Origin of the sequence: Streptomyces sp. NPDC056883 (assembly GCF_042788835.1) — a bacterium.
In the GTDB taxonomy this organism is placed as follows: Bacteria; Actinomycetota; Actinomycetes; order Streptomycetales; family Streptomycetaceae; genus Streptomyces; species Streptomyces stoeckheimensis.
This window is the reverse complement of sequence record NZ_JBHUBS010000009.1, coordinates 297,298-321,586: the sequence shown is the minus strand read 5'-3', so window position 1 is coordinate 321,586 and position 24,289 is coordinate 297,298. Positions and strand designations below refer to the sequence as shown.

The window sequence follows — 24,289 nt, the reverse complement described above, 5'->3', positions numbered from 1 at the left end:
ACACCGAAGACGTCGTCCTCGCCCGGGTCCTCGAAATCGATGACCTTCCCACCGCTGGTCATCGGCTGGAGCGCGCCCAGCGCGACCGCGCCGTCCGCGTTCCGCTTGAACCAGATGTTCGGGAAGCCCAGGAACCGGTGCCAGGCCACACCCATGTTGGTGTTCAGCGACACCACGATCATCCAGATCAGCGAGGTGCCGATCTTGATCATCGCGGTGAAGTAGATGGCGTTCTGCAGCGCGCCGAGCGACATGCCCTTGAAGGCCAGCACCAGCGGGTACGAGACGAAGTACGCCGGCTCGTACGAGTCCACGTGGTGGATCGCGCCTTCGAGGCCGCGCAGGCACAGGATCGCGAGGCCGATGGTCAGGATGATGTACTCGACGAAGTACGCCTGCCAGGCCTTCGAGCCGGCGAAGCGCGACTTGCGGCCGGCCCGCGAGGGCAGCGACGCGAGGCGGATCCCCATCAGGACGAGGATGCCGGCCACCGTCATCAGGCCGATGAACTCGATGTAGAGCTCGAACGGCAGGAAGCCGCCGACGATCGGCAGCACCCAGTCCGCCTGGAAGAGCTGCCCGTACGCCTGCACCAGCGTGGGCGGCAGCGTCAGGAAGCCGATCGCGACGAACCAGTGCGCGAAGCCGACGAGGCCCCAGCGGTTCATCCGGCTGTGGCCGAGGAACTCCCGGACCAGGGTGAGCGTTCGGGACTTCGGGTCGTCCGTACGGCTGCCTGCCGGTACGGGCTGTCCGAGCTTCACGAAGCGGTAGATCTGCGCCACGGCTCGGGCGAGCAGCGCGACGCCGACCACGGTCAGGACCAGCGACACGAGGATCGCGGCGAGTTGCATGGGGAGGGCTCCTCGAGCGCACTTACTAAGCGGTAACTTATCCAGTCAAGGCTTGAGGTTACCCAGTCCCGACGCCGCAATGTAGCCGAGCGCGCGGTGATCTGCGTCGCTCAGGGTTGCCTGTGCCGCCAGGCCGCCCGCGGGGTCTGCGCGAGGATCGCCAGGTCCATCCCCAGCCAGTGGTTCTCCACATAGTGCCGGTCCAGCAGGTCCATCTCCTCCCACGGCAGGTCCGAACGTGCGCTCACCTGCCACAGTCCGGTCATCCCGGGCCGTACGAGGAGCCGCTCGGGCCGGTCCGCCAGGCCGTTCCCGGGGCGCGGCCCGACCAGCGACATCTCGCCCCGCACCACGTTGAGCAGCTGCGGCAGTCCGTCCAGCGCGCACCGCTCCAGCGCCGCCCCGGCCCGGCCCTTGCCGACGCGGAACCGCCACGCCCGGTAGGGCCGCCCGGCCAGGCCCGCCGCCGACTCGCGCACGAGGACGCCCGCGCCCTGGGTCGCGTACAGCAGTCCGGCGGCCAGCAGCAGCGGGACGAGGAGCACCCCGAGCAGGAGCGCCGCTCCGGCGAGGTCGAGCACCCGCTTGGCCGACGGCCTGGCGGGCCATGGCCATGACCCTGGCCGGGCGGGGAGGCGTAGCAGCAGAGGCATGCCAGCACCGTGCCGGTGCCTACGGCGGTTGTGCGGTTGCCGCGCGGCCGGGGTGCCCCGTTCGGGTGCGGCTCCACCGCCGGGGCTCCGCCCCGGACCCCGAGCCTCAAGTGCCGGCGGGGCCGGACTCGGCTGGTTGCGCGTAAGGGTGGCCTAAAGGTTGAGTCGCCTCGACTCACCTCTGTTGACACCGACGGAGCGGTGATGCACTCTTGAGTCTGTTCCACTCAAGTCAGCTGGAGGAATCAAAATGGCACGTGCGGTCGGCATCGACCTGGGCACCACTAACTCCGTCGTCAGCGTTCTGGAAGGCGGCGAGCCCACCGTCATCACCAACGCCGAGGGCGCCAGGACCACGCCGTCCGTCGTCGCCTTCGCCAAGAACGGCGAGGTCCTCGTCGGCGAGGTGGCCAAGCGCCAGGCGGTCACGAACGTGGACCGGACCATCCGCTCCGTCAAGCGCCACATGGGCACTGACTGGAAGATCAACCTGGATGGCAAGGACTTCAACCCGCAGCAGATGAGCGCCTTCATCCTGCAGAAGCTGAAGCGCGACGCCGAGGCCTACCTGGGTGAGAAGGTCACGGACGCGGTCATCACCGTCCCGGCCTACTTCAACGACTCCGAGCGTCAGGCGACGAAGGAGGCCGGCGAGATCGCGGGCCTGAACGTCCTGCGCATCGTCAACGAGCCGACGGCCGCCGCCCTGGCCTACGGTCTCGACAAGGACGACCAGACCATTCTCGTCTTCGACCTCGGTGGCGGCACCTTCGACGTGTCCCTCCTGGAGATCGGCGACGGCGTCGTCGAGGTGAAGGCCACCAACGGTGACAACCACCTCGGTGGCGACGACTGGGACCAGCGCGTCGTCGACTACCTGGTGAAGCAGTTCCAGAACGGTCACGGCGTCGACCTGGCCAAGGACAAGATGGCGCTCCAGCGCCTGCGCGAGGCCGCCGAGAAGGCGAAGATCGAGCTGTCCTCCTCCACGGAGACCTCGATCAACCTGCCCTACATCACGGCTTCCGCCGAGGGCCCGCTGCACCTGGACGAGAAGCTCACGCGCTCCCAGTTCCAGCAGCTGACCGCGGACCTGCTCGACCGCTGCAAGACCCCGTTCCACAACGTCATCAAGGACGCGGGCATCAACCTGTCCGAGATCGACCACGTGGTCCTGGTCGGCGGCTCCACCCGCATGCCGGCCGTCGCCGAGCTCGTCAAGGAGCTCACCGGCGGTCAGGACGCCAACAAGGGCGTCAACCCGGACGAGGTCGTCGCCATCGGCGCGACCCTCCAGGCGGGCGTTCTCAAGGGTGAGGTCAAGGACGTCCTGCTCCTCGACGTGACCCCGCTGTCCCTGGGTATCGAAACCAAGGGCGGCATCATGACCAAGCTCATCGAGCGCAACACCACGATCCCGACCAAGCGGTCCGAGATCTTCACGACGGCCGAGGACAACCAGCCGTCCGTGCAGATCCAGGTCTACCAGGGCGAGCGCGAGATCGCGGCGTACAACAAGAAGCTCGGCATGTTCGAGCTGACCGGCCTGCCGCCGGCCCCGCGTGGCGTCCCGCAGATCGAGGTCTCCTTCGACATCGACGCGAACGGCATCATGCACGTCACTGCCAAGGACCTGGGCACTGGCAAGGAGCAGAAGATGACCGTCACCGGCGGCTCTTCGCTCGGCAAGGACGAGGTCGACCGCATGCGCCAGGAGGCGGAGCAGTACGCGGACGAGGACCTGCGCCGCAAGGAAGCGGCCGAGTCCCGCAACCAGGGCGAGAGCCTCGTGTACCAGACGGAGAAGTTCGTCAAGGACAACGAGGACAAGGTTCCGGCCGACGTCAAGGACGAGGTCGAGGCTTCCATCGCCGAGCTGAAGGAAAAGCTCAAGGGCGAGGACGCTGCCGAGATCCGCACCGCGACCGAGAAGCTCGGTGCCGTCAGCCAGAAGCTCGGCCAGGCGATCTACGCCGACGCCCAGGCCGCCCAGGGTGCCGCCGGCGCCGAGGGTGCCCAGCAGGCCGCCGACGCCAACGACGACGTCGTCGACGCCGAGATCGTCGACGACGAGAAGCCGAAGGGTGGCGCTGCCTGATGTCGGAGGAGACCCCGGGCTTCGACGAGAAGCCCGAAGTCCCCGCCGACGGCACGCCTGACGACGCCGCCGAGCCGAAGGCCGCAGCTTCCTCCAAGGAGGAGGCCGCGGCCCCGGCCGGGGACTCCGCAGCAGCACAGTCCGGCCAGGAGACCGCCCTCCTGGCCCAGCTGGACCAGGCCCGTACCGCGCTCGGCGAGCGCACCGCGGACCTCCAGCGGCTCCAGGCGGAGTACCAGAACTACCGCCGCCGGGTGGAGCGGGACCGCATCGCCGTCAAGGAGATCGCGGTCGCGTCCCTCCTGACGGAGCTGCTCCCGACCCTGGACGACATCGGCCGGGCGCGGGAACATGGCGAGCTGGTCGGCGGCTTCAAGTCGGTGGCCGAATCGCTGGAGACCGCCGCGGCCAAGATGGGCTTGCAGCAGTTCGGCAAGGAGGGCGAGCCCTTCGACCCGACGATCCACGAGGCCCTGATGCACTCGTACGCGCCGGACGTCACCGAGGACACCTGCGTGGCGATCTTGCAGCCGGGCTACCGGATCGGCGAGCGTACGATCCGTCCCGCGCGGGTCGCGGTGGCCGAGCCCCAGCCGGGCGCGGCCCCGAAGTCCGAGGCGGCGGAGGCCGACTCTCCGTCGGACCCGTCCGACAAGGACGCGGATGCAGCCGACAACGGCTGAGGTTGAACAAGTAGAGGCACGAGAGGAGGGACACCGGGGATGAGCACGAAGGACTTCGTCGAGAAGGACTACTACAAGGTCCTCGGTGTCCCGAAGGACGCCACCGAGGCCGAGATCAAGAAGGCGTACCGGAAGCTCGCCCGCGAGTTCCACCCGGACGCCAACAAGGGCGACGCCTCGGCCGAGGAGCGCTTCAAGGAGATCTCCGAGGCGAACGACATCCTCGGTGACGCCAAGAAGCGCAAGGAGTACGACGAGGCCCGCGCCCTGTTCGGGAACGGTGGCTTCCGCCCCGGTCCCGGCGGGGGCGGCGGCTCGTTCAACTTCGACCTCGGCGACCTCTTCGGAGGCCAGCAGCAGGGCGGCGCGGGCGGCGGTTTCGGCGGAGGCGGTCTGGGCGACGTCTTCGGCGGCCTGTTCAACCGCGGCGGCGCCGGCGCAGGTGCGGGGACCCGTACCCAGCCGCGCCGCGGCCAGGACATCGAGTCGGAGGTCACCCTCTCCTTCACGGAGGCGGTGGACGGGGCCACGGTCCCGCTCCGGATGTCCTCGCAGGCGCCCTGCAAGGCCTGTTCGGGCACCGGCGACAAGAACGGCACGCCCCGCGTGTGCCCGACCTGCGTCGGCACCGGCCAGGTGTCCCGCGGCAGCGGCGGCGGCTTCTCGCTGACCGACCCCTGCGCGGACTGCAAGGGCCGCGGCCTCATCGCCGAGACCCCCTGCGACATCTGCAAGGGCAGCGGGCGGGCCCGCAGTTCCCGGACCATGCAGGTCCGGATCCCGGCGGGAGTCTCCGACTCCCAGCGGATCCGGCTGCGCGGCAAGGGAGCTCCGGGCGAGCGCGGCGGCCCGGCCGGTGACCTGTACGTGGTCGTGCACGTGGACGCGCACCCGGTCTTCGGCCGCAAGGACGACAACCTCACGGTGACCGTTCCGGTGACCTTCGCGGAGGCGGCGCTCGGAGCCGACATCAAGGTCCCGACCTTGAACGGCCCCTCGGTGACGCTGAAGCTGCCGCCGGGCACCCCGGGCGGCCGCACGATGCGGGCGCGCGGCAAGGGGGCGGTCCGCAAGGACGGCACCCGCGGCGACCTGCTCGTGACGGTGGAGGTCGCCGTCCCGACCGAGCTGAACGACAAGGCCCGCGAGGCCATGGAGCTGTACCGCGAGGCGACGGAGTCCGAGGACCCGCGCTCCGCGCTGTTCGAGTCCGCGAAGGGAGCATGACATGGACGGCCGCCGTAGGAGCCAGTACCAGCTCACCGATGAGACCCCGGTCTACGTGATCTCGGTGGCCGCCCAGCTCTCGGGCCTGCATCCGCAGACCCTGCGCCAGTACGACCGTCTCGGCCTGGTCTCCCCGGGCCGTACGGCCGGGCGCGGCCGGCGCTACTCGGCCCGTGACATCGAACTGCTCCGCACGGTGCAGGCGCTGTCCCAGGAAGAGGGCATCAACCTGGCCGGCATCAAGCGGATCATCGAGCTGGAGAACCAGGTCGCCGCGCTCCAGCAGCGCGTGGCCGAGCTCTCGAGCGCCGTCGACGGCGCCGCAGCGGTGCTCCAGCAGCGCGAGGCCCAAGTGCACGCCTCGTACCGGCGCGACCTGGTCCCGTACCAGCCTCCGCAGCCGGGCAGTGCCCTGGTCGTCTGGCGGCCGGCGCCCAAGCGCCCGATGGACTGAGCGCGCCCGTACGGACGCGAAGCGAAGGCCCCGCCCGGTTTCACCGGGCGGGGCCTTCTGCATCCGTCACGGCGCCCTGAGGGCCTCTGAGGGCCCCTGAGTGACGGCTCTCAGAGCCGGCGCTCCGGGTCCTCCAGCATCCCCGACCGGGCGATGAGGAACCCGAGCTGCGCCCGGCTGCCGCTGCCCAGGGAGGCCGCCAGCTTGGCGATGTGGGCGCGGCAGGTCCGTACGTTCATCCCCAGCCGGCGCGCGATGGCCTCGTCCACGTGTCCCTCGATGAGGAGCTGGGCGATGGAGCGCTGCACGCCGGAGATGCCGCCGGGGGTGTGCTGGTACGTCACCTCCGCCGACAGCGGCACGGCACGGTGCCACAGCTGCTCGAAGACCTTGATGAGGTAGTCGACCAGCCCGGGGTGGCGCAGTTCCAGGGCCGTTCTTCGGTCGTCGCTCGTGGGGATGAAGGCCACCGTGCGGTCGAAGATCATGAGACGCTCCATGAGCTCTTCGAGCGTGCGGATCTCGACCTCCCCCGCGGAGATCCGGTCCACGTAGGCGAGCGTGCCCTGACTGTGCCGCACGGTGTGCTGGTAGAGCGTCCTTATGCGCACCCCGCGGTTGACGAGGGGAGCGGCGCGCTCCAGCGCCTCCGTGAGCACCGATGTGGACCGTGCGCCGCCCGGCTGTACCGTCAGCACCTCGGTCCGGCACTCCGCGGTGGCCTGGTCGAGGGCGGTGTGGATCTGGTCGAAGCCCTCCAGCACGGTGATGGCGTGGGTGTTCGCGGGGCTCTGGGCGCTGATGGTCAGAAACGGCTCGAATGCGTCGGTGAGATCTATGGTGTCCCGGCGCCGGTCCTGAATCTCCCGTTCGAGCGGATGGAGCCGCTGGGCGAGCGCGACGGACGGGGGAACCGCGCGGAGCTGGTTCGCGTCATCGGGGTCGGGCCTCAGGAGAGCGAATTCGAGCAGGCAGGGGGCGTTCTCGACCTCGCCGCGGGTCACCCGGCCGGTGCTCAGCGCCGCCGTGTAGAGACGCGTCCCCTCGGCGCACATGGACGTGACGGGGTGGGGATGTGTCGGCTTTGTGTTGTTTCTGGGCAAATCTCCACCCCCCAGGGTCCTGAACATGCAAGAACATGATGCATCGTCCCTGTGGCAGCGACGTGCCCGAATAAGCCATCGTCTGACACGCGGGGGAGAAGATTTCCATCAAGTGAGGACGAAGCCGACCATGTACAAGAGAATGCTTCGCTCGGTACTTGCCATTGGGTTCTCCGCCGCCGCGGTCATTGGGGCAGTCAACGCCTTCGGTGGGGACGTGGGGGGTACCGACGCGCCCGCCGTGTCGATAGGCAAGCCCGACCTGGGCTGGGACTCGACGCCCAACGACTTGGGCTGGGACTCGGCCACCGCGTCGACCAACGACCTCGGCTGGGACTGATGACGCCCGACGATCACGGCTTCCGCCGTGAAATGGCATCGGCCTACCGCTCCGGCTGGCAGTTCATCGATCTCACCAGCGCCATTCCTTACGTCGGTGACTCGCTGAAGGTCACCTTGTTCGGCCAGCCGATCATCGTGGTGCGGGAAGAGGACGAGGACGTCCGCGCCTACCGCTGTCTGCGCCGCCCCCGAGGCGCACCGCAGCCCGTCCGCTGCGAGATCCGGTACGGCATGGTCTTCGTCAATCTGGACCAGCGTGATCACCAACTTTTCGAGCCCGAATCCGCCGCCACCCCCCGCAGTGCCTGAAGCGATTCCCCTGTCGTCGCAGATCGCTCAGGCACTACCCCCCACACAGCGACGCCATCGTGGACCTGACCACGATGGCGTCGCTGTGATGTCCGTGTCCAGTGGTTGAACCGGACATCGTTCAACCGGACATCGTCGAAGCGGGTACGCCCGGCCGCGCGCGTTACGCGCGCCCCATGGCCCGGTCCAGGCTGATCTCCACGACCACCCGGTCCGGGTTCGGCGAGGGCATCCGCCCGTACCGCTCCGCGTAGCGCCGGACCGCCTCCGCGACCGAGGCCTCGTCGTCACGGACCACCGCGCGGCCCTCCAGGGTCGCCCAGCGCCGCCCCTCCAGCTGGCACACCGCCACCCGGGCCCCGCCCTGCGGGCCGCCCTGGCCCTGCGACGCCAGCACGTTGCGGACCTTCTTGCTGTGCTTGTTGCTGATCACCCGTGCCAGCCCGGCCTCCGGGTCGTAGGTCACGCCCACCGGGACCACGTGCGGGCTGCCGTCGGGGCGGTGGGTGGTCAGCGTGCAGATGTGCCGCTCCCGCCAGAAGGCGAGGTACTCCGGCGTCGGGTTGAGTACGTCTTGGGCGGGGCGGGCCGTGCCGGCCGGGCTGGGAGTCGACATGCGCGAAGGGTACGTCCCCCTACCTTGAGTGGAATAGACTCAACTTTGTGCAGGTTACTCATGTAAAGCACATGCAGTGCCCATGCACTGGGGAATCGAAGCAGGAAGGGAGAGCCGCCCGTGGATGCGGAGCTGACCAACAGGAGCCGGGACGCGCTGAACGCGGCCACGACCAGGGCCGTCAAGGACGGGCACGCGGACCTGACGCCCGCGCACCTGCTGCTGGCGCTGCTCGCCGGCGAGGACAACGAGAACATCACCGACCTGCTCGCCGCGACCGACGCCGACCAGGCCGCCGTACGCGCCGGGGCGGACCGGCTGCTCGCCGCCCTGCCCAGCGTCACGGGCTCCACGGTCGCGCCCCCGCAGCCCAGCCGCGAGCTGCTCGCCGTACTGGCCGAGGCCGACGCGCAGGCCGGGAAGCTCGGCGACGAGTACCTCTCCACCGAACACCTGCTCATCGCCATCGCCGCCAAGGGCGGCGCGGCCGGTGAGCTCCTTTCCGGACAGGGCGCGACCGCGAAGAAGCTGCGCGAGGCCTTCGAGAACGCAAGAGGAGGGCGGCGGGTGACCACCCCCGACCCCGAGGGCCAGTACAAGGCCCTGGAGAAGTTCGGCACCGATTTCACGGCGGCGGCCCGCGAGGGCAAGCTCGACCCGGTCATCGGCCGCGACCAAGAGATCCGCCGGGTCGTCCAGGTGCTCTCGCGCCGTACGAAGAACAACCCGGTGCTCATCGGCGAGCCCGGCGTCGGCAAGACCGCCGTCGTCGAGGGCCTGGCCCAGCGCATCGTCAAGGGCGACGTCCCCGAGTCCCTGAAGAACAAGCGGCTCGTCTCCCTGGACCTCGGCGCGATGGTGGCCGGAGCCAAGTACCGCGGCGAGTTCGAGGAGCGCCTCAAGACGGTCCTCGCGGAGATCAAGTCCAGCGACGGCCAGATCATCACCTTCATCGACGAGCTGCACACCGTCGTCGGCGCGGGCGCCGGCGGGGACTCCTCCATGGACGCGGGCAACATGCTCAAGCCCATGCTGGCCCGCGGCGAGCTGCGCATGGTCGGCGCGACCACCCTCGACGAGTACCGCGAGCGGATCGAGAAGGACCCGGCGCTGGAGCGGCGCTTCCAGCAGGTGCTGGTGGCGGAGCCGAGCGTCGAGGACACCATCGCGATCCTGCGCGGGCTCAAGGGCCGCTACGAGGCCCACCACAAGGTCGTCATCAACGACAGCGCGCTCGTCGCCGCGGCCACCCTCTCCGACCGCTACATCACCTCCCGCTTCCTCCCCGACAAGGCCATCGACCTCGTCGACGAGTCCATGTCGCGGCTCCGCATGGAGATCGACTCCTCCCCGCTGGAGATCGACGAGCTCCAGCGCTCGGTCGACCGCCTGCGCATGGAGGAGCTGGCCCTGAACAACGAGTCCGACCCGGCCTCCCGTGAACGCCTCGACAAGATCCGCAAGGACCTCGCCGACAAGGAGGAGGACCTGCGGGGCCTCACCGCCCGCTGGGAGAAGGAGAAGCAGTCCCTCAACCGGGTCGGCGAGCTCAAGGAGCGCCTGGACGACCTGCGCGGCCAGGCCGAGCGCGCCCAGCGCGACGGGGACTTCGACACCGCCTCCAAGCTGCTCTACGGGGAGATCCCGGCCCTGGAGCACGAGCTCGCGGAGGCCACCGAAGCCGAGGCCGAGGTCTCGCGCACCGGGTCGACTCAAAACGCCATGGTCAAGGACGAGGTCGGCCCCGACGACATCGCGGACGTGGTCGGCGCCTGGACGGGCATCCCGGCCGGCCGCCTCCTGGAGGGCGAGACCCAGAAGCTGCTCCGCATGGAGGAGGAGCTGGGCCGCCGCCTGATCGGCCAGGGCGAGGCCGTGCGCGCCGTCTCCGACGCCGTGCGCCGCACCCGTGCGGGCATCGCCGACCCGGACCGGCCGACCGGCTCGTTCCTCTTCCTCGGGCCGACCGGCGTGGGCAAGACGGAGCTGGCCAAGGCCCTGGCGGACTTCCTCTTCGACGACGAGCGGGCCATGATCCGCATCGACATGTCGGAGTACGGCGAGAAGCACAGCGTGGCCCGTCTCGTCGGCGCCCCGCCCGGCTACGTGGGCTACGAGGAGGGCGGCCAGCTCACGGAGGCCGTCCGCCGCCGCCCGTACAGCGTGGTGCTCCTGGACGAGGTGGAGAAGGCCCACCCCGAGGTCTTCGACGTCCTGCTCCAGGTCCTCGACGACGGCCGCCTCACGGACGGCCAGGGCCGCACCGTGGACTTCCGCAACACCATCCTGATCCTGACCTCGAACCTGGGCAGCCAGTTCCTGATGGATCCGTCCACAGGTGTGGACGAGAAGAAGGCCCGGGTCCTGGACGTGGTGCGGGCCTCCTTCAAGCCGGAGTTCCTCAACCGCCTCGACGACCTGGTGGTCTTCTCCGCCCTGAGCGGGGCCGAGCTCGCCCACATCGCCGAGCTCCAGATCGGCCGGCTCGCCCGGCGCCTCGCCGAACGCCGCCTGACCCTGGACGTCACGCCCGAGGCCCTGGCCTGGCTGGCGGACAAGGGCAACGACCCGGCGTACGGCGCCCGCCCCCTGCGCCGCCTGATCCAGACGGCCATCGGCGACCGCCTGGCCAAGGAGATCCTCGCGGGCGAGGTCCGCGACGGCGACACCGTCCGGGTGTCCGTGGCGGGCGACGACCTGCTGGTGGGCAAGGCGCTGTAGCCGGGGCCGTACGGCCCGGCTCCACGGCCCTGGCCGGTATGGCCGTAATCCGGCGCAATACCGGCTCAGCCGGGCCCCGGAACCCCCGGGGCCCGGCTTACCCGGGCCATACTCCTGTCCGCCCTGCGCGGATCGGGCCCTTCCGGGGTGGACACGGGGTGGGCGCGATGGGGGAGGATGGCCGCATCCGCACGAAGGGAAGTCACACGGTGAGCATCGACCCGGCCTCGATTCCGAACTTCGGAGGGCAGCAGCCCGACCCGCAGGCCACTGGACCGGCGGGCCCCGTCGTCCCCGACCAGGATCTGGTCAAGCAGCTCCTGGAGCAGATGGAGCTCAAGTACGTCGTCGACGACGAGGGTGACCTCGCGGCGCCGTGGGAGGACTTCCGCACCTACTTCATGTTCCGCGGCGAGGACGAGCAGCAGGTCTTCTCCGTGCGGACGTTCTACGACCGCCCGCACAAGATCGAAGAGAAGGCCCAGCTCCTCGAGTCCATCGACGACTGGAACCGCCGCACCCTGTGGCCCAAGGTCTACAGCCACACGCACGACGACGGCTCCGTCCGCCTGATCGGCGAGGCGCAGATGCTGATCGGCACCGGCGTGAACCTGGAGCACTTCGTGTCCTCCACGGTCAGCTGGGTCCGCGCGTCGATCGAGTTCGACAAGTGGCTCGTCGAGCAGTTCGGCCTGGAGAAGGAAGTCGACTCCGCGGACAAGGACGACGAAGAGGGCGGCGACAGCGAGACCAACTAGGTCTTCGCGGTCCCCGTCCCCGCGGTCCGCGTCCGGCCCCTCGTGGCGCCCGCCCTACGGCGCCACCCCGGACGCGAGCAGCAGGTACGGCCCGTACGCGTACGAGAGCCCGGCCAGCACCCCGGTCACCACGACCGCGGTGCGCGGCCGGGCTTTCGCCATGAGGGCCGCCGCCGGCAGCAGCAGCGGGAACGCGGGCAGCAGGAAGCGCGGCTTCGATTCGAAGAAGCCCGCACCGCCGTAGGTCATCACCAGTAGCACGCCCGTGTACACGAGCAGCGGCAGCGGGATCCTGCGGTCGGCCGCCAGCAGCCCGGCGAGCACCAGTGCGGCCGCCAGCAGGACCACCGTCACGATCGTGGCGAGCTCCACGCTCCCGGGCGAGCCCAGCGCGTGCCGCGCGGAGCGCAGCGCCCCCGCGCCGAAGTCGAAGCGCGAGCCCCAGCCGCTCTGGACGGCGAAGTAGCCGCCGAGCGGATCCTCCCGGCGCACACCGACGAGCAGGACGTACGAGGCCCAGCCCGCGGGAGCGGCCAGCCCGGCCGCCCACACCGCCGCGGGCGCGCGGCCCCGCCGCCGGAAGATCTCGTACGCGGCGGCGGCCGTCACGGCTGCGGCGACCGCGATCCCGGTGGGCCGGGTCAGCCCCGCGAGCACGGCGAGCCCCGCCGCCCACCCCCAGCGGCCCCGCAGCAGGGCGTACAGGGCCCAGGCCGCGAAGGCGGCCAGCAGGGGCTCGGTGTAGGCGAGGGTCAGCATGAGGGCGTGCGGCAGCGCCGCCCACAGCGCGACGAGCAGCAGCCCGGCACGGGCCCCGAGCAGGTGCTCCCCGACCCGGTACACCCCCACGGCGGCCGCGCCCGCCGCGATCCAGGCGACGGCCAGCGCGGCGACGGTCAGCGGGCCGGGCAGCACGGCGGAGGCGCAGCGGATCAGGACGGGGTAGAGCGGGAAGAACGCGGAATCGCTCTGCACGGACCCGATGCCGGGATAGATCTGGGTCCGCCCGTAGCCGTGCTCGGCGATCCGCAGGTACCAGACGGAGTCCCAGGACTCCCCGAGCACCCGCAGGGGGCTGCGCCCGGTCCACCAGGCCGCCACGGCGACCGCGACCACCCCGGCCCCGCGCACGGCGGCGTACACCCCGAGCGCGAGGAGGGGAGCGGGGATCCGGCCGGCCCGGCCGGGGCGCTGCCCGGGCCGTGTGCCGCTCGACAGCGTGTGCGTCGTCGCCATGCGTCCCGACTTTCTGGGGGGCTCCCGGTCGGAGTCGCCACGTGGGGGAAACCCTACGACGGCAAGGCCACGGAGCCCCGGGCACGGACCGCGGCGTGCCCGGCTCCGGCGTGCACCCGGCTCAGAGCCGCCGCAGCCGTTGCACCGCCTCCTCCAGGACGTCGGTGCGCTTGCAGAAGGCCCAGCGGACGTGGGTGGCTCCGGCGGCCTTGTCGTCGTAGAAGACCTGGTTCGGGATGGCGACCACCCCGCAGCGTTCCGGCAGGGTCCGGCAGAAGGCGAGGCCGTCGCGCTCGCCGAGGGGGGTGATGTCGGTGGTGACGAAGTAGGTGCCCTGCGGGCGGAACACCTCGAAGCCGGCCGCCGCGAGGCCGTCGGAGAGGAGGTCGCGCTTGGCGGCCAGGTCCGCGCGGAAGGAGTCGTAGTACGCGTCGGGCAGGGCGAGGGCCTCGGCGATCGCGTACTGGAAGGGGCCCGAGGACACGTACGTCAGGAACTGCTTCGCCGAGCGGACCGCCGTGACCAGCTCGGGCGTCCCCGACACCCAGCCGACCTTCCAGCCGGTGAAGGAGAAGGTCTTGCCGGCGGAGGAGATCGTGACGGTGCGCTCGCGCATGCCGGGCAGGCTGGCCAGCGGGGTGTGGGCGCCCTCGAAGACCAGGTGCTCGTAGACCTCGTCCGTGATGACGAGGAGGTCCCGGGAGACGGCGAGTTCGGCGACCGCGGCCAGCTCGGCGGGGGTCAGGACCGTGCCGGTGGGGTTGTGCGGGGTGTTCAGGAGCAGGAGGCGGGTGCGCGGGGTGATCGCCGCGCGCAGGGCGTCCACGTCGAGGCGGAAGTCGGGGGCGCGCAGGGTCAGCGGCACCCGGACGGCTCCGGCCATCGCGATGCAGGCGGCGTAGGAGTCGTAGAAGGGCTCCAGGGCGATGACCTCGTCGCCCGGTTCGAGGAGGGAGAGGAGCGAGGCCGCGATGGCCTCGGTGGCCCCGGCGGTGACGAGCACCTCGGTGTCCGGGTCGTAGGCCAGGCCGTAGAAGCGCTGCTGGTGGGCGGCGATCGCCGTACGCAGCTCCGGAACGCCGGGGCCCGGCGGGTACTGGTTGCCCCGGCCGTCGCGGATCGCGCGCGCCGCCGCCTCGGCGATCTCGGCGGGGCCGTCGGTGTCGGGGAACCCCTGGCCGAGGTTGATCGCGCCCGTGGCGGTGGCCAGGGCGGACATCTCCGCGAAGATCGTGGTGCCGAAGGCCGCCAGCTTGCGGTTGAGGAAGGGGCGGGCGGGGAGGGCGGGGTGCTCGGGATCGCTCATGGGCGCAATCCTGCGGGGAAGCTCTGGACTTGCTCAAGTGTGCTTTGGGCCGCGTAGGGCGCGGGCATCCCCCCAGCACGCGGGACGAAGGGGATCCCGCACCCCGGGGAACCGGGGGAGCAGAGAGGGGTCGGGGGATGATCCTCGGAATCGTGATCTTTGTGGTGGTGGCCCTCGCGATCGTCGCGGTGGCGGTCAAGGCCGGCCGTGGCGGCGGTCGGGGCGGCAGTGGCGGAAGTGGCTCGAGTGACAGCAGTGGCAGCGGGGCCTGGTGGGTCGGGGGAGACTCCGGACATTCGTCCTCCTCCTCGTGCGGCTCCTCCTCGTCCAGCTGCGGTGGCTCCTCCTCGTCCTGCGGTGGCGGCGGAGGATGCGGTTCCAGCTGACACGGGGCAGCATGGATCCATGGCTTCCGACGTCGGACCACCTTCGTACCGCGTCCCGCATAGGTGAGGCGCCCGCCGGGCACAACTTCCGTCGGGCGTCTTCTTGTTCGGACGTCACGGCCGCGCATTACGGCGTACGGGCGGCATGCTGTTGAACACGTGAACTGTGTAGCCCCCGAGGGGATGTAAACCCCTGCAACTTGGGTAAAAACGCTGTGAGTGCCGTGCCTTTCATGATTCCCTCGGTTGAGTAGACCAGTCCTCGGACCTCCCTGGACTTCCTGTGGACCCGTGCCGGTGTCCCCCCACCCGTTGACTACCGCTGGCGGGCCCCGGCCCATCTCCCTCGCGCGTTTGCGGAGCCGACTCATGCTCACGACCCTCCAGACCACCTATACCGACACGCGTGCCGCCGATCTCGCCTGGGCCCTGGGTCGGGAGCGGCTGCCCGCCCTGGCCGTACTGAACCTCGAACTGGGTGGCGCGAAAGTGGAGTTGCGCCTGCTCGGGGCCTCCCACCAGGTGCTCCTGGAGGAGGGCGACGTGCTCTGCTCCGAGACCGTCGCCTGCATGCCCGGCAGCAGCACCCCGCTTCCGCTCGGCGTGGCCAAGCGCGTCGGCGACTGGGAGTACGAGTTCGCCGCGCGGGTCGAGAACCTCTCGCGCGGTTCCTTCGCCGGGCGGGCGCAGGAACTGCTCGCGCTGGTCGCGGACCACCCGAACGGGCTCGCCGGCACCTTCCCCGGCAGCCCGCACGCCTTCACCGCCATGCTCGCGCAGCGTTACGAGGGCCAGGTGCGGTGGCGGACCTGGCACGCGTACCCGCAGGAAGGGCAGTTGGTGGCGACGCGCACCCGGGTCGGCGTACGGACGGCCGGTCCGGCGGCGGCTCCGGGCGGGAGCGCGGGTGCTGCCGCCGCCGCGCCCGCCGCCGCGCCCGCCGTGGAGTCGGCCGTGCTGATCTAGGGCGCCTCTTCCGGATCGGGGTGGCCCGCGTCGTCCGGTGTCGCTGGTGCCGCTGGTGCCGTCGGTGCCGCGCCCCGCGCCCCGCGCCCCGCACCCCGGGTGCCGGGCGCCGGCGCGGATCCGGAGGCCTCGGGGTCACGGGGTCGCGGAGTTGCCGGGCCGTTACGCCAACTGCCCGAACCAGTGCGCCACTTACACCCATGTGGGTGACCGGATGCGAGCAGGCGGTGACGTACGGTTCGCTTCATGATCGACCGTTCCGCCCCGCGCGGGGTGCTCCGCACCCGGTGGCGCCGCCCCCCGGCTCCGGAGCCGCGCGGTGTGGGCAGCGCCCCCGGTGTCCTGGCCACCCTGCCCGTACGGCCCAGGACCGGCCGACTCCTCGTCCTGGCCACCGTGTTCGTCTGCGCCGCCTGCGGGCTCGTATACGAACTGGAGCTGCTCGCCCTCGGCTCGTACCTCATCGGCGACTCCGTCACCCAGGCGTCGGTCGTGCTGTCCGTCATGGTCTTCGCCATGGGCGTCGGATCCCTGCTGGCCAAGGCCCTGCGCGCCCGCCCCGCCTTCGGCTTCGCCCTCGTGGAAGCCGGTCTCGCCCTGCTCGGCGGGCTCTCCGCCATAGCGCTCTACGCCAGCTTCGCCTGGCTGGGGGAGTCCCGGCCCGCACTGGTCGCCTTCTCCTTCGCCATCGGCGTGCTCATCGGCGCAGAGATCCCGCTCCTGATGGTCCTCATCCAGCGCATCCGCAGACAGGACGCGGGCGGCGCCGTCGCCGACCTGTTCGCCGCCGACTACGTCGGCGCCCTCGTCGGCGGCCTCGCCTTCCCGTTCCTGCTGCTGCCCGTCCTCGGCCAGCTCACCGGTGCCATGCTCACCGGCACCGTCAACGTCGTCGCCGGCGGCGGACTCGTCCTGTGGCTGTTCCGCCGGGACCTGAGCCCCCGCGCCCGCTGGCTGCTCGTCGCCGTCAACATCACCGTCCTCGCCGTCCTGGGCTGCGCGACCGTCCTCGCCGACGACTTCGAACGCGTCGCCCGCCGCGCCGTCTACGGCGGCGAGGTGCGCGTCGCCGTCCAGACCGGAGTGCAGGAACTCGTCCTCACCGGTCCCCCGAACGGCTCACCGCGCTCCCTCGACCTTTTCCTCGACGGCCGCCTGCGCGTCAGCGGCTACGACGAGTACCGCTACCACGAGGCCCTCGTGCACCCCGCGATGACCGGCGCACACACCAGCGTCCTCGTCCTCGGCGGCGGCGACGGCCTCGCCGCCCGCGAGGTGCTGCGCTACCGCGACGTCGCCTCCGTCACCGTCGTCGAGCTCGACCCCGGAGTCGTGCGGCTCGCCCGGACCGACCCGAAGCTCTCCGAGCTGAACGGGCGGGCGTACGAGGACCCGCGCCTCGGCGTCGTGACCGCGGACGCCTTCCGCTGGCTGCGCGCACCCGCCGCCCGGGCCCGGTTCGACGTCATCGTCTCCGACCTGCCCGACCCCGGGATCACCCCCAGCACGAAGCTGTACTCGCAGGAGTTCTACGGGCTGGCCGCGCGGGCCCTGCGCCCCGGCGGGCGGCTCGCCGTCCACGCGGGACCCCCGGGCACCAGGCCCCGTACCTACTGGACCGTCGAGGCCACCCTGCGCGCGGCCGGCCTGCGCACCGCCCCCTACAGCGCGGGCGGCCGCCTCTCGGGCTTCGCCGCCGGCCCCGACCGGGTGCTCGGCGCGGCCGCCGCCTCCGCGGCGAAGCTGCCGCAGGACTGGGGCTTCGTCCTGGCGGCCCGCGAGGGCGCGCCCCGGCTGCGGGTGGACCGGGAGACGCCCGCCCTGCGCTCCCTGTCCACGCAGTCCTTGGCCGACGCGGCCCGGGACACGGAGCGCACCCGGGTGGCGGGGCTCCCGCCGTCGACGCTGCCGCACCCGAGGTACTCGTAGCCCGGGGTGATCGTGGCGCGGGGTGATCGTGGCCCGGGGTGATCGTGGCGCGGGGTGGTCGTGGCCGACGTGGCCGGGCTCCCCGTAGCCGAGGTGGCCGGGGTACTCGTGGCCGGGCTGCCGCGTCGGTAGGCTCGTTCGCATGGAGCATCAGGTGTTCGTACCGGTCCCCTCCGCCGACGTCCGCGCCGTGTTGCGCGACCCCGCCCGGCTGGCGCGATGCGTGCCGGGGCTCCAGCAGGACGCCGATACGGAGGCCGGGCCGCTGTCCGGCCGGCTGAAGGTGCGGGTCGGCGGACACACCGTCACCTACCGCGGCACCCTCTCCGTCACCGAGCAGGACCCGGACCGCTTCACCCTCGTCGGCGAGGGCACCGAGGTGCGGGGGAGCGGGACCGTGAAGCTCTCCCTCGCGCTGCTCCTGACCGGGGCGGACGGCGGCACCCTGCTGGAGTTCACCGCCGAGTCCGCCGCCGACGGCCGGGCCGCCGCCTTCGCCCCCGACGCGGCCGCCACGGCCGCGCACCGCCTCCTGGACCGGGCCGCCGGGCACCTCGCGGCCCTCGCGGTCGACGGCGCCACCGGGCCCGCCGACGTGGTGGCGGACCTGGACGCGGACGTCGACTCGGCCGCAGGAGTGGACTCGGACGCCGACGCCGACGCTGACTCCGACTCCGACCAGGACCGTGAGGACCCCGGCCCGGGGTTCACCGAGGTCACCGCGTCCGTGTTCGACACCGAGGTCCCGCCCCCGTCCCTGGACCCGTTCCTGGAGGGCACCTTCGAGGGCATGGCCGACCTCGGGGACCTCGGCGGCCCCCCGCGCCCGCCGGCCGAGGCCGCGCACGCCCGCCGCACGATGATCGGCCGCAGCGCGGAGGAGGTGGACCACGCGCCCCCGCGCGGTCGCTACGCCCCGGTCCCGGCCCCCACCTCCGCCTCGGCCGGCGCCGGCCTCCGCTGGATCGCCCCGGCCGCCGCCGTGGCCGTGGCCTCGGCGGTCCTGCTGGGCCGCGCCCTGCGCCGCCGCCGCTGACCCGGGGACCCGCCCGCTTCCCCGCACGGCCCTGATCACCCCGTCGGGCTGACTAAGGTCATGGCATGAGTACGCAACTGCGCGCCGGCGGCGCCGAGGTGACCATCGACCAGGAGAACGGCTGCCGGATCAGCAGTCTGCGCATCGACGGGACGGAGCTGCTGAGGCAGGGGGACCACTACGGGTCCTTCCCCATGGTCCCGTGGTGCGGCCGGACCAGGGACGGGCAGTTCCAGGACGGTGCGACCCTGCACCAGCTCCCGCTCAACCACCCGCCGCACGCCATCCACGGCTTCGGCCGCGACGCCGCCTGGCGCCGCGCCCGGGCCACCGGCACCGAGGCCGCCTTCACGTACCCGCTCGCCGATCCGTGGCCGTACGAGGGCCTGGTCACCCAGATCTTCGAGCTCGGCGAGAACGCCCTGACCCTGACGATGGGCATCGAGACCTACGGGGACTCCTTCCCGGCGCAGGCCGGCTGGCACCCCTGGTTCCGGCGCAACCTCGCCGACGGCGGGTCCGACGTGCGCATCGACTTCGAGGCCGCCTGGCAGGAGGAGCGCGGAGCCGACCACCTGCCCACCGGCAACCGCATCGACCCCAAGCCCGGCCCCTGGGACGACTGCTTCGGCATGCCCTACGGGGTCGACGTCACCCTCACCTGGCCCGACGCCCTGGAGCTGAAGGTCACCAGCCGCTCCGAATGGGTGGTCGTCTACGACGAGGAGCCCGAGGCCGTCTGCGTGGAACCGCAGTCGGGCCCGCCGAACGGGCTGAACAGCCTGCCCCAGCTGGTCACCCCCGTGGACCCGCTGGAGATCTCCACGACGTGGACGTGGCGGCGGCTCGGGTAGTGCCCAATTAAGCTCGGGGCCATGAGTGACGTACGCGATGCGCTTCTGCAGCAGATCAAGGACAAGGCCGTCGTGCACGGCAAGGTGATCCTCTCCTCCGGCCGCGAGGCCGACTACTACATCGACCTCCGCCGGATCACCCTGGACGGCGAAGCCGCCCCGCTGGTCGGCCAGGTCATGCTCGACCTCACCGCCGACCTGGAGTTCGACTGCGTCGGCGGCCTGACGCTGGGCGCCGACCCGGTCGCCACCTCGATGCTGCACGCCTCCGCCGCGCGCGGCGCGCGCCTGGACGCCTTCGTCGTCCGCAAGGCGCAGAAGGCGCACGGCATGCAGCGCCGCATCGAGGGCACCGACGTGAAGGGCAAGCGCTGCCTGGTGGTCGAGGACACCTCGACCACCGGCGGTTCCCCGCTGACCGCCGTCGAGGCGGTCCGCGAGGCCGGCGGCGAGGTCGTGGCCGTCGCGACGATCGTCGACCGCGGTGCGGCCGACGCCATCGCGGCCGCCGGCCTGCCTTACCTCACGGGCTACCAGCTGGACGACCTCGGTTTGTCCTAACCCTTGGACGGTGGGTCGTGCTTCCGCACAACTGGTGACTTAGGTCCCCGGACGTCCGGAAGTAGGCCCTGACCTGCGTCTTTTCGGCCGGGGGGAGTGTTTCACGTGAAACACTCCCCCCGGATCGGGCCGCGCGGCACCGTCGTGGAGGTGGAGTGGGGGCGCGAGTCTGGAAAGATGGGGACGACGGCAACGTCGCCCCCAGGTCAGGGCCCGCAATAAGCACACTCCCCGCACATCCAAGGAGCGGACAGATGCCCATCGCAACCCCCGAGGTCTACAACGAGATGCTCGACCGGGCGAAGGCAGGCAAGTTTGCCTACCCGGCGATCAACGTGACCTCGACCCAGACCCTGCACGCTGCACTGCGCGGCTTCGCGGAGGCCGAGAGCGACGGCATCATCCAGATCTCCACCGGTGGTGCGGAGTTCCTGGGTGGCCAGTACAACAAGGACATGGTCACCGGCGCCGCCGCCCTGGCCGAGTTCGCGCACATCGTGGCCGCCAAGTACGACATCACCGTCGCGCTGCACACGGACCACTGCCCCAAGGACAAGCTGGACGGCTACGTCCGCCCGCTGCTCGAGATCTCCGCCGAGCGCGTGGCCCGCGGCCTCAACCCGCTCTTCCAGTCGCACATGTGGGACGGCTCCGCCGAGACCCTGTCCGACAACCTGGCCATCGGCCAGGAGCTGCTCGCCAAGGCCGCCGCCGCGAAGATCATCCTCGAGGTCGAGATCACCCCGACCGGTGGCGAGGAAGACGGCGTCAGCCACGAGATCAACGACGAGCTGTACACCACCGTCGACGACGCGCTGCGCACCGCCGAGGCCCTGGGCCTGGGCGAGAAGGGCCGCTACCTGCTGGCCGCCTCCTTCGGCAACGTGCACGGCGTCTACAAGCCGGGCAACGTCGTCCTGCGCCCCGAGCTCCTCAAGGACCTCCAGGCCGGCGTCGGCGAGAAGTACGGCAAGTCCTCCCCGTTCGACTTCGTCTTCCACGGCGGCTCGGGCTCCACGGCCGAGGAGATCGCCACCGCGCTGGAGAACGGCGTCGTGAAGATGAACCTCGACACCGACACCCAGTACGCCTTCACCCGCCCGGTCGTGGACCACATGTTCCGCAACTACGACGCGGTCCTGAAGGTCGACGGCGAGGTCGGCACCAAGTCGAAGTACGACCCCCGCACGTGGGGCAAGGCCGCCGAGGCCGGCATGGCCGCGCGCGTCACCGAGGCCTGCGCGAACCTGCGTTCCACGGGCACCAAGCTCAAGTAACGGGCACCGAGCTCGAGTAACGGGCGCCGAGCTCACGTAGCAGCGGCTTCCCGGAAGGGCCCGGCTCCACCGTCCACGGACGGCGGGGCCGGGCCCTTCGCGCATGCCGGCGTCCCCCATCCGCCAGACTGGGGCGCATGTCTCTTCACCAGAACCTCCTCGGGGGCCCCGCCCCCACCCACCTCCCCGACGAGCCGGGCATCGCGGCCATCGCCGCGGGCACCCCGGCCGTCGAGGTGGCCGCCGCGCACCCGACGTCCTCCCTCGCCTGGGCCCTCCTCGCCGACGAGGCCTTCGCGGCCGGCCGCACCGTCGAGTCGTACGCGTACGCCCGTACGGGCTACCACCGTGGCCTGGACGCGCTGCGCCGCGCGGGCTGGAAGGGCCACGGTCCGGTGCCGTGGGAGCACGAGCCGAACCGCGGCTTCCTGCGCGCCCTGAACGCCCTGGCCCGCGCGGCCGGCGCGATCGACGAGAAGGAGGAGTACGAGCGCTGCTCGACCTTCCTGCGCGACTCCTCCGAGACGGCCGCGGACGTCCTCGGCGCCTGACGCGAACGCTCCCGCACCGGGTGGGCTCCTCGGGGGCCCGCCCGGTCGCGGGAAGTGACGTGCGCCACTGACTATTGAAGCCCTGCGGCACGACGGTCTTATGATGCGGACAGGGGACCGGAGCTCCACTCACCTCACCGGAAGGAGCGGACCGCTACCCGGAAGCACGTATCGAGGAGACAGCGATGTCGCACGCCCTTGATGCCTCCGGAGACGGCGGTTCGGACACCCCGAACCTCGACTTCGCCGGCACGACCCCCTACGAGGACTACGTCCAGGCGGACGTCCTCACCCACCTCCAGCACCTGCGCTCGGACGACCCGGGCGAGATGGTCTTCCTGGTCACCACCCAGGTCATGGAGCTGTGGTTCACGGTCATCGTCCACGAGTGGGAGACCGCCGCGAAGGCGCTCCGCGAGGACGAGCTCCCCGTCGCGATGGACGCGCTGAAACGATCCCTCCGCGAGCTGGAGGCTCTCAACGCCTCCTGGCGCCCCCTCGCCCAGCTGACCCCGGGCCAGTTCAACGCGTACCGCGCCGCCCTCGGCGAGGGCTCCGGCTTCCAGTCGGCGATGTACCGCCGGATGGAGTTCCTGCTCGGCGACAAGGCCGCCTCCATGCTGGTCCCGCACCGCGGCGCCCCGCGCGTCCACGCGGAGCTGGAGAAGGCCCTCCAGGAGCCCAGCCTCTACGACGAGGTGCTGCGCCTCCTCGCCCGCCGCGGCCTCCCCGTCCCGGCCTCCGTCCTCGACCGCGACCTCTCGCAGCGCTACGAGCCCTCGCCCGAGGTCGAAGCCGTCTGGACCGCTCTGTACGCGACCCCGGACGCCCACCTGGACCTGCACCGCCTCGGCGAGGTCCTCACCGACGTCGCCGAGCTGGTCTGGCGCTGGCGCAACGACCACCTGGTCGCCACCCGGCGCGCGATGGGCGCGAAGACGGGCACCGGCGGCTCGGCCGGCGTGACCTGGCTGGAGAAGCGGGCCCAGAAGAACGTCTTCCCGGAACTGTGGACGGCGCGCAGCCATGTCTGACACGAACCCGGGCTCCGACCTCGCGGCCCGCGCCGAAGCCCTCGACGCGGCCGACCCCCTCGGCAAGCTCCGCGACCGCTTCGCCCTCCCCGAGGGCGTGGTCTACCTCGACGGCAACAGCCTGGGCGCCCTCCCCGCAGGGGTGGCCGCCCGCCTCGCCGAGGTCGTCACGGAGCAGTGGGGCACCCGCCTGATCCGCTCCTGGACCGAGGGCGAAGCCAACTGGTGGAACGCCCCCGAACGCATCGGCGACCGGATAGCCCCGCTGGTCGGCGCCGCGGCCGGCCAGGTGGTCGTCGGCGACTCCACCAGCGTCAACCTCTTCAAGGCCCTGGTCGGCGCCGCCCGGCTGGCCGCACCCGGCCGGACCGAGCTGCTCGTGGACGCCGCCACCTTCCCCACCGACGGCTACATCGCCGAGTCGGCGGCCCGGATGACGGGCCTGCGCGTCGTCCCGGTCGACCCGGCCGCCGCCGCGGGGGCGATGGGCCCGGACACCGCCGTGGTCCTCCTCAACCACGCCGACTACCGCACCGGCCGCCTGCACGACCTCCCCGCCCTCACCGCGGCCGCGCACGCCGCCGGGGCGCTCGTCGTCTGGGACCTGTGCCACACCGCCGGGGCGCTGCCCGTCGGCCTCGACGCGCACGCGGTGGACCTCGCGGTCGGCTGCACGTACAAGTACCTCAACGGCGGCCCCGGCGCCCCCGCGTACCTGTACGTCGCCGCCCGCCACCAGTCCGCCTTCGACTCCCCGCTGCCGGGCTGGAACGGCCATGCGGACCCGTTCGCGATGACCCCCTCCTACGAGGCCGCGCAGGGCGTGGCGCGGGCCCGCGTCGGCACCCCGGACATCCTGTCCATGCTCGCGCTGGAGGCCGCCCTGGACGCCTGGGACGGGGTCGCGGTCGAGGACGTCCGCGCGAAGTCCCTCGCGCTGACCGACTTCTTCCTCGACTGCGTGGCGGCGTACGTCCCGGCGGGCAAGGTCGAGCTGGTCACCCCGGAGGAACACGATCAGCGCGCCAGCCAGGTGTCGCTGCGCACGGAGAACGCGGACGAGGTCATGCGCGAGCTCATCTCCCGCGGGGTGATCGGGGACTTCCGGGCCCCCGACGTCCTGCGGTTCGGATTCACCCCGCTGTACGTCGGCTTCGCGGACGCGGAGCGTGCGGCGCGCGTACTGGGTCACATTTTCGGGTGAACCGGTAGCGAAACGTCACATCACCGCGGGGGGGGGGGTCCGGAACCCCCCGGGTCGGGGTCTCCCCCGCCCCCCCCAGAGATGAACGTCCCGGGCCGCTAAGAGCCACCCCTTCCCAGACCCCAGAAAAA

22 protein-coding genes and 1 pseudogene are annotated in these 24,289 nt (G+C 71.6%); 17 read left to right on the top strand and 6 right to left on the bottom strand.

The genetic code is table 11. The features are described from left to right. Positions 1-854 (bottom strand): annotated as a pseudogene (locus ACFRU2_RS23595) (iron-sulfur-binding reductase); the annotation flags it as partial. Between the two features lie 110 nt (positions 855-964). Continuing rightward, a complete protein-coding gene (locus tag ACFRU2_RS23590) occupies positions 965-1,507 on the bottom strand; it encodes a sugar transferase (protein WP_382975182.1) in 543 nt (180 codons plus the stop codon). 250 nt (positions 1,508-1,757) lie between these two features. Here ACFRU2_RS23590 and dnaK point away from each other — a divergent pair, with 250 nt between their 5' ends. The 4 genes from dnaK to ACFRU2_RS23570 are packed head-to-tail and all read left to right on the top strand — an operon-like array spanning position 1,758 to position 5,969. Next, positions 1,758-3,605 carry a molecular chaperone DnaK gene (gene dnaK / locus ACFRU2_RS23585; protein WP_382975180.1) on the top strand — a complete coding sequence of 616 codons (1,848 nt, stop codon included), beginning with the start codon at positions 1,758-1,760 and terminating at the stop codon, positions 3,603-3,605. Beyond that, a complete protein-coding gene (grpE, locus tag ACFRU2_RS23580) occupies positions 3,605-4,288 on the top strand; it encodes a nucleotide exchange factor GrpE (protein ID WP_382975178.1) in 684 nt (227 codons plus the stop codon). The genes dnaK and grpE overlap by 1 nt, the downstream gene beginning before the upstream one ends. A gap of 39 nt (positions 4,289-4,327) precedes the next feature. Next, entirely contained in the window at positions 4,328-5,515 is a 1,188-nt protein-coding gene (gene dnaJ, locus ACFRU2_RS23575) for a molecular chaperone DnaJ (RefSeq protein ID WP_250748719.1), read from the top strand. 1 nt (position 5,516) lies between these two features. Continuing rightward, positions 5,517-5,969 carry a heat shock protein transcriptional repressor HspR gene (locus ACFRU2_RS23570; RefSeq protein WP_351372556.1) on the top strand — a complete coding sequence of 151 codons (453 nt, stop codon included), beginning with the start codon at positions 5,517-5,519 and terminating at the stop codon, positions 5,967-5,969. A gap of 110 nt (positions 5,970-6,079) precedes the next feature. Here ACFRU2_RS23570 and ACFRU2_RS23565 read toward each other — a convergent pair whose 3' ends face one another. After that, positions 6,080-7,099 carry a helix-turn-helix transcriptional regulator gene (locus ACFRU2_RS23565; protein ID WP_382975175.1) on the bottom strand — a complete coding sequence of 340 codons (1,020 nt, stop codon included), beginning with the start codon at positions 7,097-7,099 and terminating at the stop codon, positions 6,080-6,082. Between the two features lie 190 nt (positions 7,100-7,289). Between ACFRU2_RS23565 and ACFRU2_RS23560 the strand changes: the two genes are divergently transcribed. After that, a complete protein-coding gene (locus ACFRU2_RS23560) occupies positions 7,290-7,412 on the top strand; it encodes a hypothetical protein (RefSeq protein ID WP_266956434.1) in 123 nt (40 codons plus the stop codon). Beyond that, positions 7,412-7,723: a (2Fe-2S)-binding protein gene (locus tag ACFRU2_RS23555; protein ID WP_250748726.1), complete on the top strand. Its 312-nt coding sequence runs from the start codon at positions 7,412-7,414 to the stop codon at positions 7,721-7,723. Before ACFRU2_RS23560 ends, ACFRU2_RS23555 begins: the two co-directional genes overlap by 1 nt. 163 nt (positions 7,724-7,886) lie before the next feature. On the opposite strand, the gene ACFRU2_RS23550 is transcribed toward ACFRU2_RS23555, so the two are convergent. Next, on the bottom strand, positions 7,887-8,339 hold the full coding sequence (locus tag ACFRU2_RS23550; RefSeq protein ID WP_382975172.1) for a pyridoxamine 5'-phosphate oxidase family protein: 453 nt from the start codon (positions 8,337-8,339) through the stop codon (positions 7,887-7,889). A gap of 120 nt (positions 8,340-8,459) precedes the next feature. Here ACFRU2_RS23550 and clpB point away from each other — a divergent pair, with 120 nt between their 5' ends. Continuing rightward, positions 8,460-11,060 (top strand): ATP-dependent chaperone ClpB, encoded by a 2,601-nt coding sequence (gene clpB / locus ACFRU2_RS23545; protein WP_382975170.1) that lies wholly within the window; start codon positions 8,460-8,462, stop codon positions 11,058-11,060. A 209-nt stretch (positions 11,061-11,269) separates the two neighbouring features. Then, positions 11,270-11,818: a YbjN domain-containing protein gene (locus tag ACFRU2_RS23540; protein WP_382975168.1), complete on the top strand. Its 549-nt coding sequence runs from the start codon at positions 11,270-11,272 to the stop codon at positions 11,816-11,818. Positions 11,819-11,872: 54 nt separating this feature from the next. On the opposite strand, the gene ACFRU2_RS23535 is transcribed toward ACFRU2_RS23540, so the two are convergent. Both ACFRU2_RS23535 and ACFRU2_RS23530 read right to left on the bottom strand, forming a co-directional pair. Beyond that, the gene (locus ACFRU2_RS23535; protein ID WP_382975166.1) at positions 11,873-13,054 is read right to left on the bottom strand and encodes a mannosyltransferase family protein; all 1,182 of its coding nucleotides are present in this window, start codon (positions 13,052-13,054) and stop codon (positions 11,873-11,875) included. 121 nt (positions 13,055-13,175) lie between these two features. Next, entirely contained in the window at positions 13,176-14,360 is a 1,185-nt protein-coding gene (locus ACFRU2_RS23530) for a pyridoxal phosphate-dependent aminotransferase (protein WP_382975163.1), read from the bottom strand. 755 nt (positions 14,361-15,115) lie between these two features. On the opposite strand from ACFRU2_RS23530, the gene ACFRU2_RS23525 reads away from it, so the two are divergent. The 9 genes from ACFRU2_RS23525 to kynU all read left to right on the top strand — a co-directional run bounded on the left by ACFRU2_RS23525 (position 15,116) and on the right by kynU (position 24,158). Beyond that, positions 15,116-15,712 (top strand): DUF2617 family protein, encoded by a 597-nt coding sequence (locus ACFRU2_RS23525; protein ID WP_382975161.1) that lies wholly within the window; start codon positions 15,116-15,118, stop codon positions 15,710-15,712. Positions 15,713-15,958: 246 nt separating this feature from the next. After that, entirely contained in the window at positions 15,959-17,641 is a 1,683-nt protein-coding gene (locus tag ACFRU2_RS23520) for a polyamine aminopropyltransferase (protein WP_382975159.1), read from the top strand. Between the two features lie 142 nt (positions 17,642-17,783). After that, positions 17,784-18,677, top strand: coding sequence for a CoxG family protein (locus ACFRU2_RS23515; RefSeq protein ID WP_382975157.1), 894 nt, complete (start codon positions 17,784-17,786; stop codon positions 18,675-18,677). Between the two features lie 65 nt (positions 18,678-18,742). Then, positions 18,743-19,531, top strand: coding sequence for an aldose 1-epimerase (locus tag ACFRU2_RS23510; protein WP_382975155.1), 789 nt, complete (start codon positions 18,743-18,745; stop codon positions 19,529-19,531). A 21-nt stretch (positions 19,532-19,552) separates the two neighbouring features. After that, positions 19,553-20,092 carry an orotate phosphoribosyltransferase gene (gene pyrE / locus ACFRU2_RS23505; protein ID WP_250748753.1) on the top strand — a complete coding sequence of 180 codons (540 nt, stop codon included), beginning with the start codon at positions 19,553-19,555 and terminating at the stop codon, positions 20,090-20,092. A gap of 254 nt (positions 20,093-20,346) precedes the next feature. Continuing rightward, positions 20,347-21,369 (top strand): class II fructose-bisphosphate aldolase, encoded by a 1,023-nt coding sequence (gene fbaA, locus ACFRU2_RS23500; RefSeq protein WP_250748755.1) that lies wholly within the window; start codon positions 20,347-20,349, stop codon positions 21,367-21,369. A 137-nt stretch (positions 21,370-21,506) separates the two neighbouring features. Beyond that, positions 21,507-21,920, top strand: a complete 414-nt coding sequence (locus tag ACFRU2_RS23495; protein WP_382975152.1) for a DUF3151 domain-containing protein — start codon at positions 21,507-21,509, stop codon at positions 21,918-21,920. Positions 21,921-22,105: 185 nt separating this feature from the next. Next, positions 22,106-22,954, top strand: coding sequence for a tryptophan 2,3-dioxygenase family protein (locus tag ACFRU2_RS23490; protein ID WP_250748759.1), 849 nt, complete (start codon positions 22,106-22,108; stop codon positions 22,952-22,954). Next, positions 22,947-24,158: a kynureninase gene (kynU, locus tag ACFRU2_RS23485; protein ID WP_382975149.1), complete on the top strand. Its 1,212-nt coding sequence runs from the start codon at positions 22,947-22,949 to the stop codon at positions 24,156-24,158. Before ACFRU2_RS23490 ends, kynU begins: the two co-directional genes overlap by 8 nt. Positions 24,159-24,289: the final 131 nt, after the last annotated feature.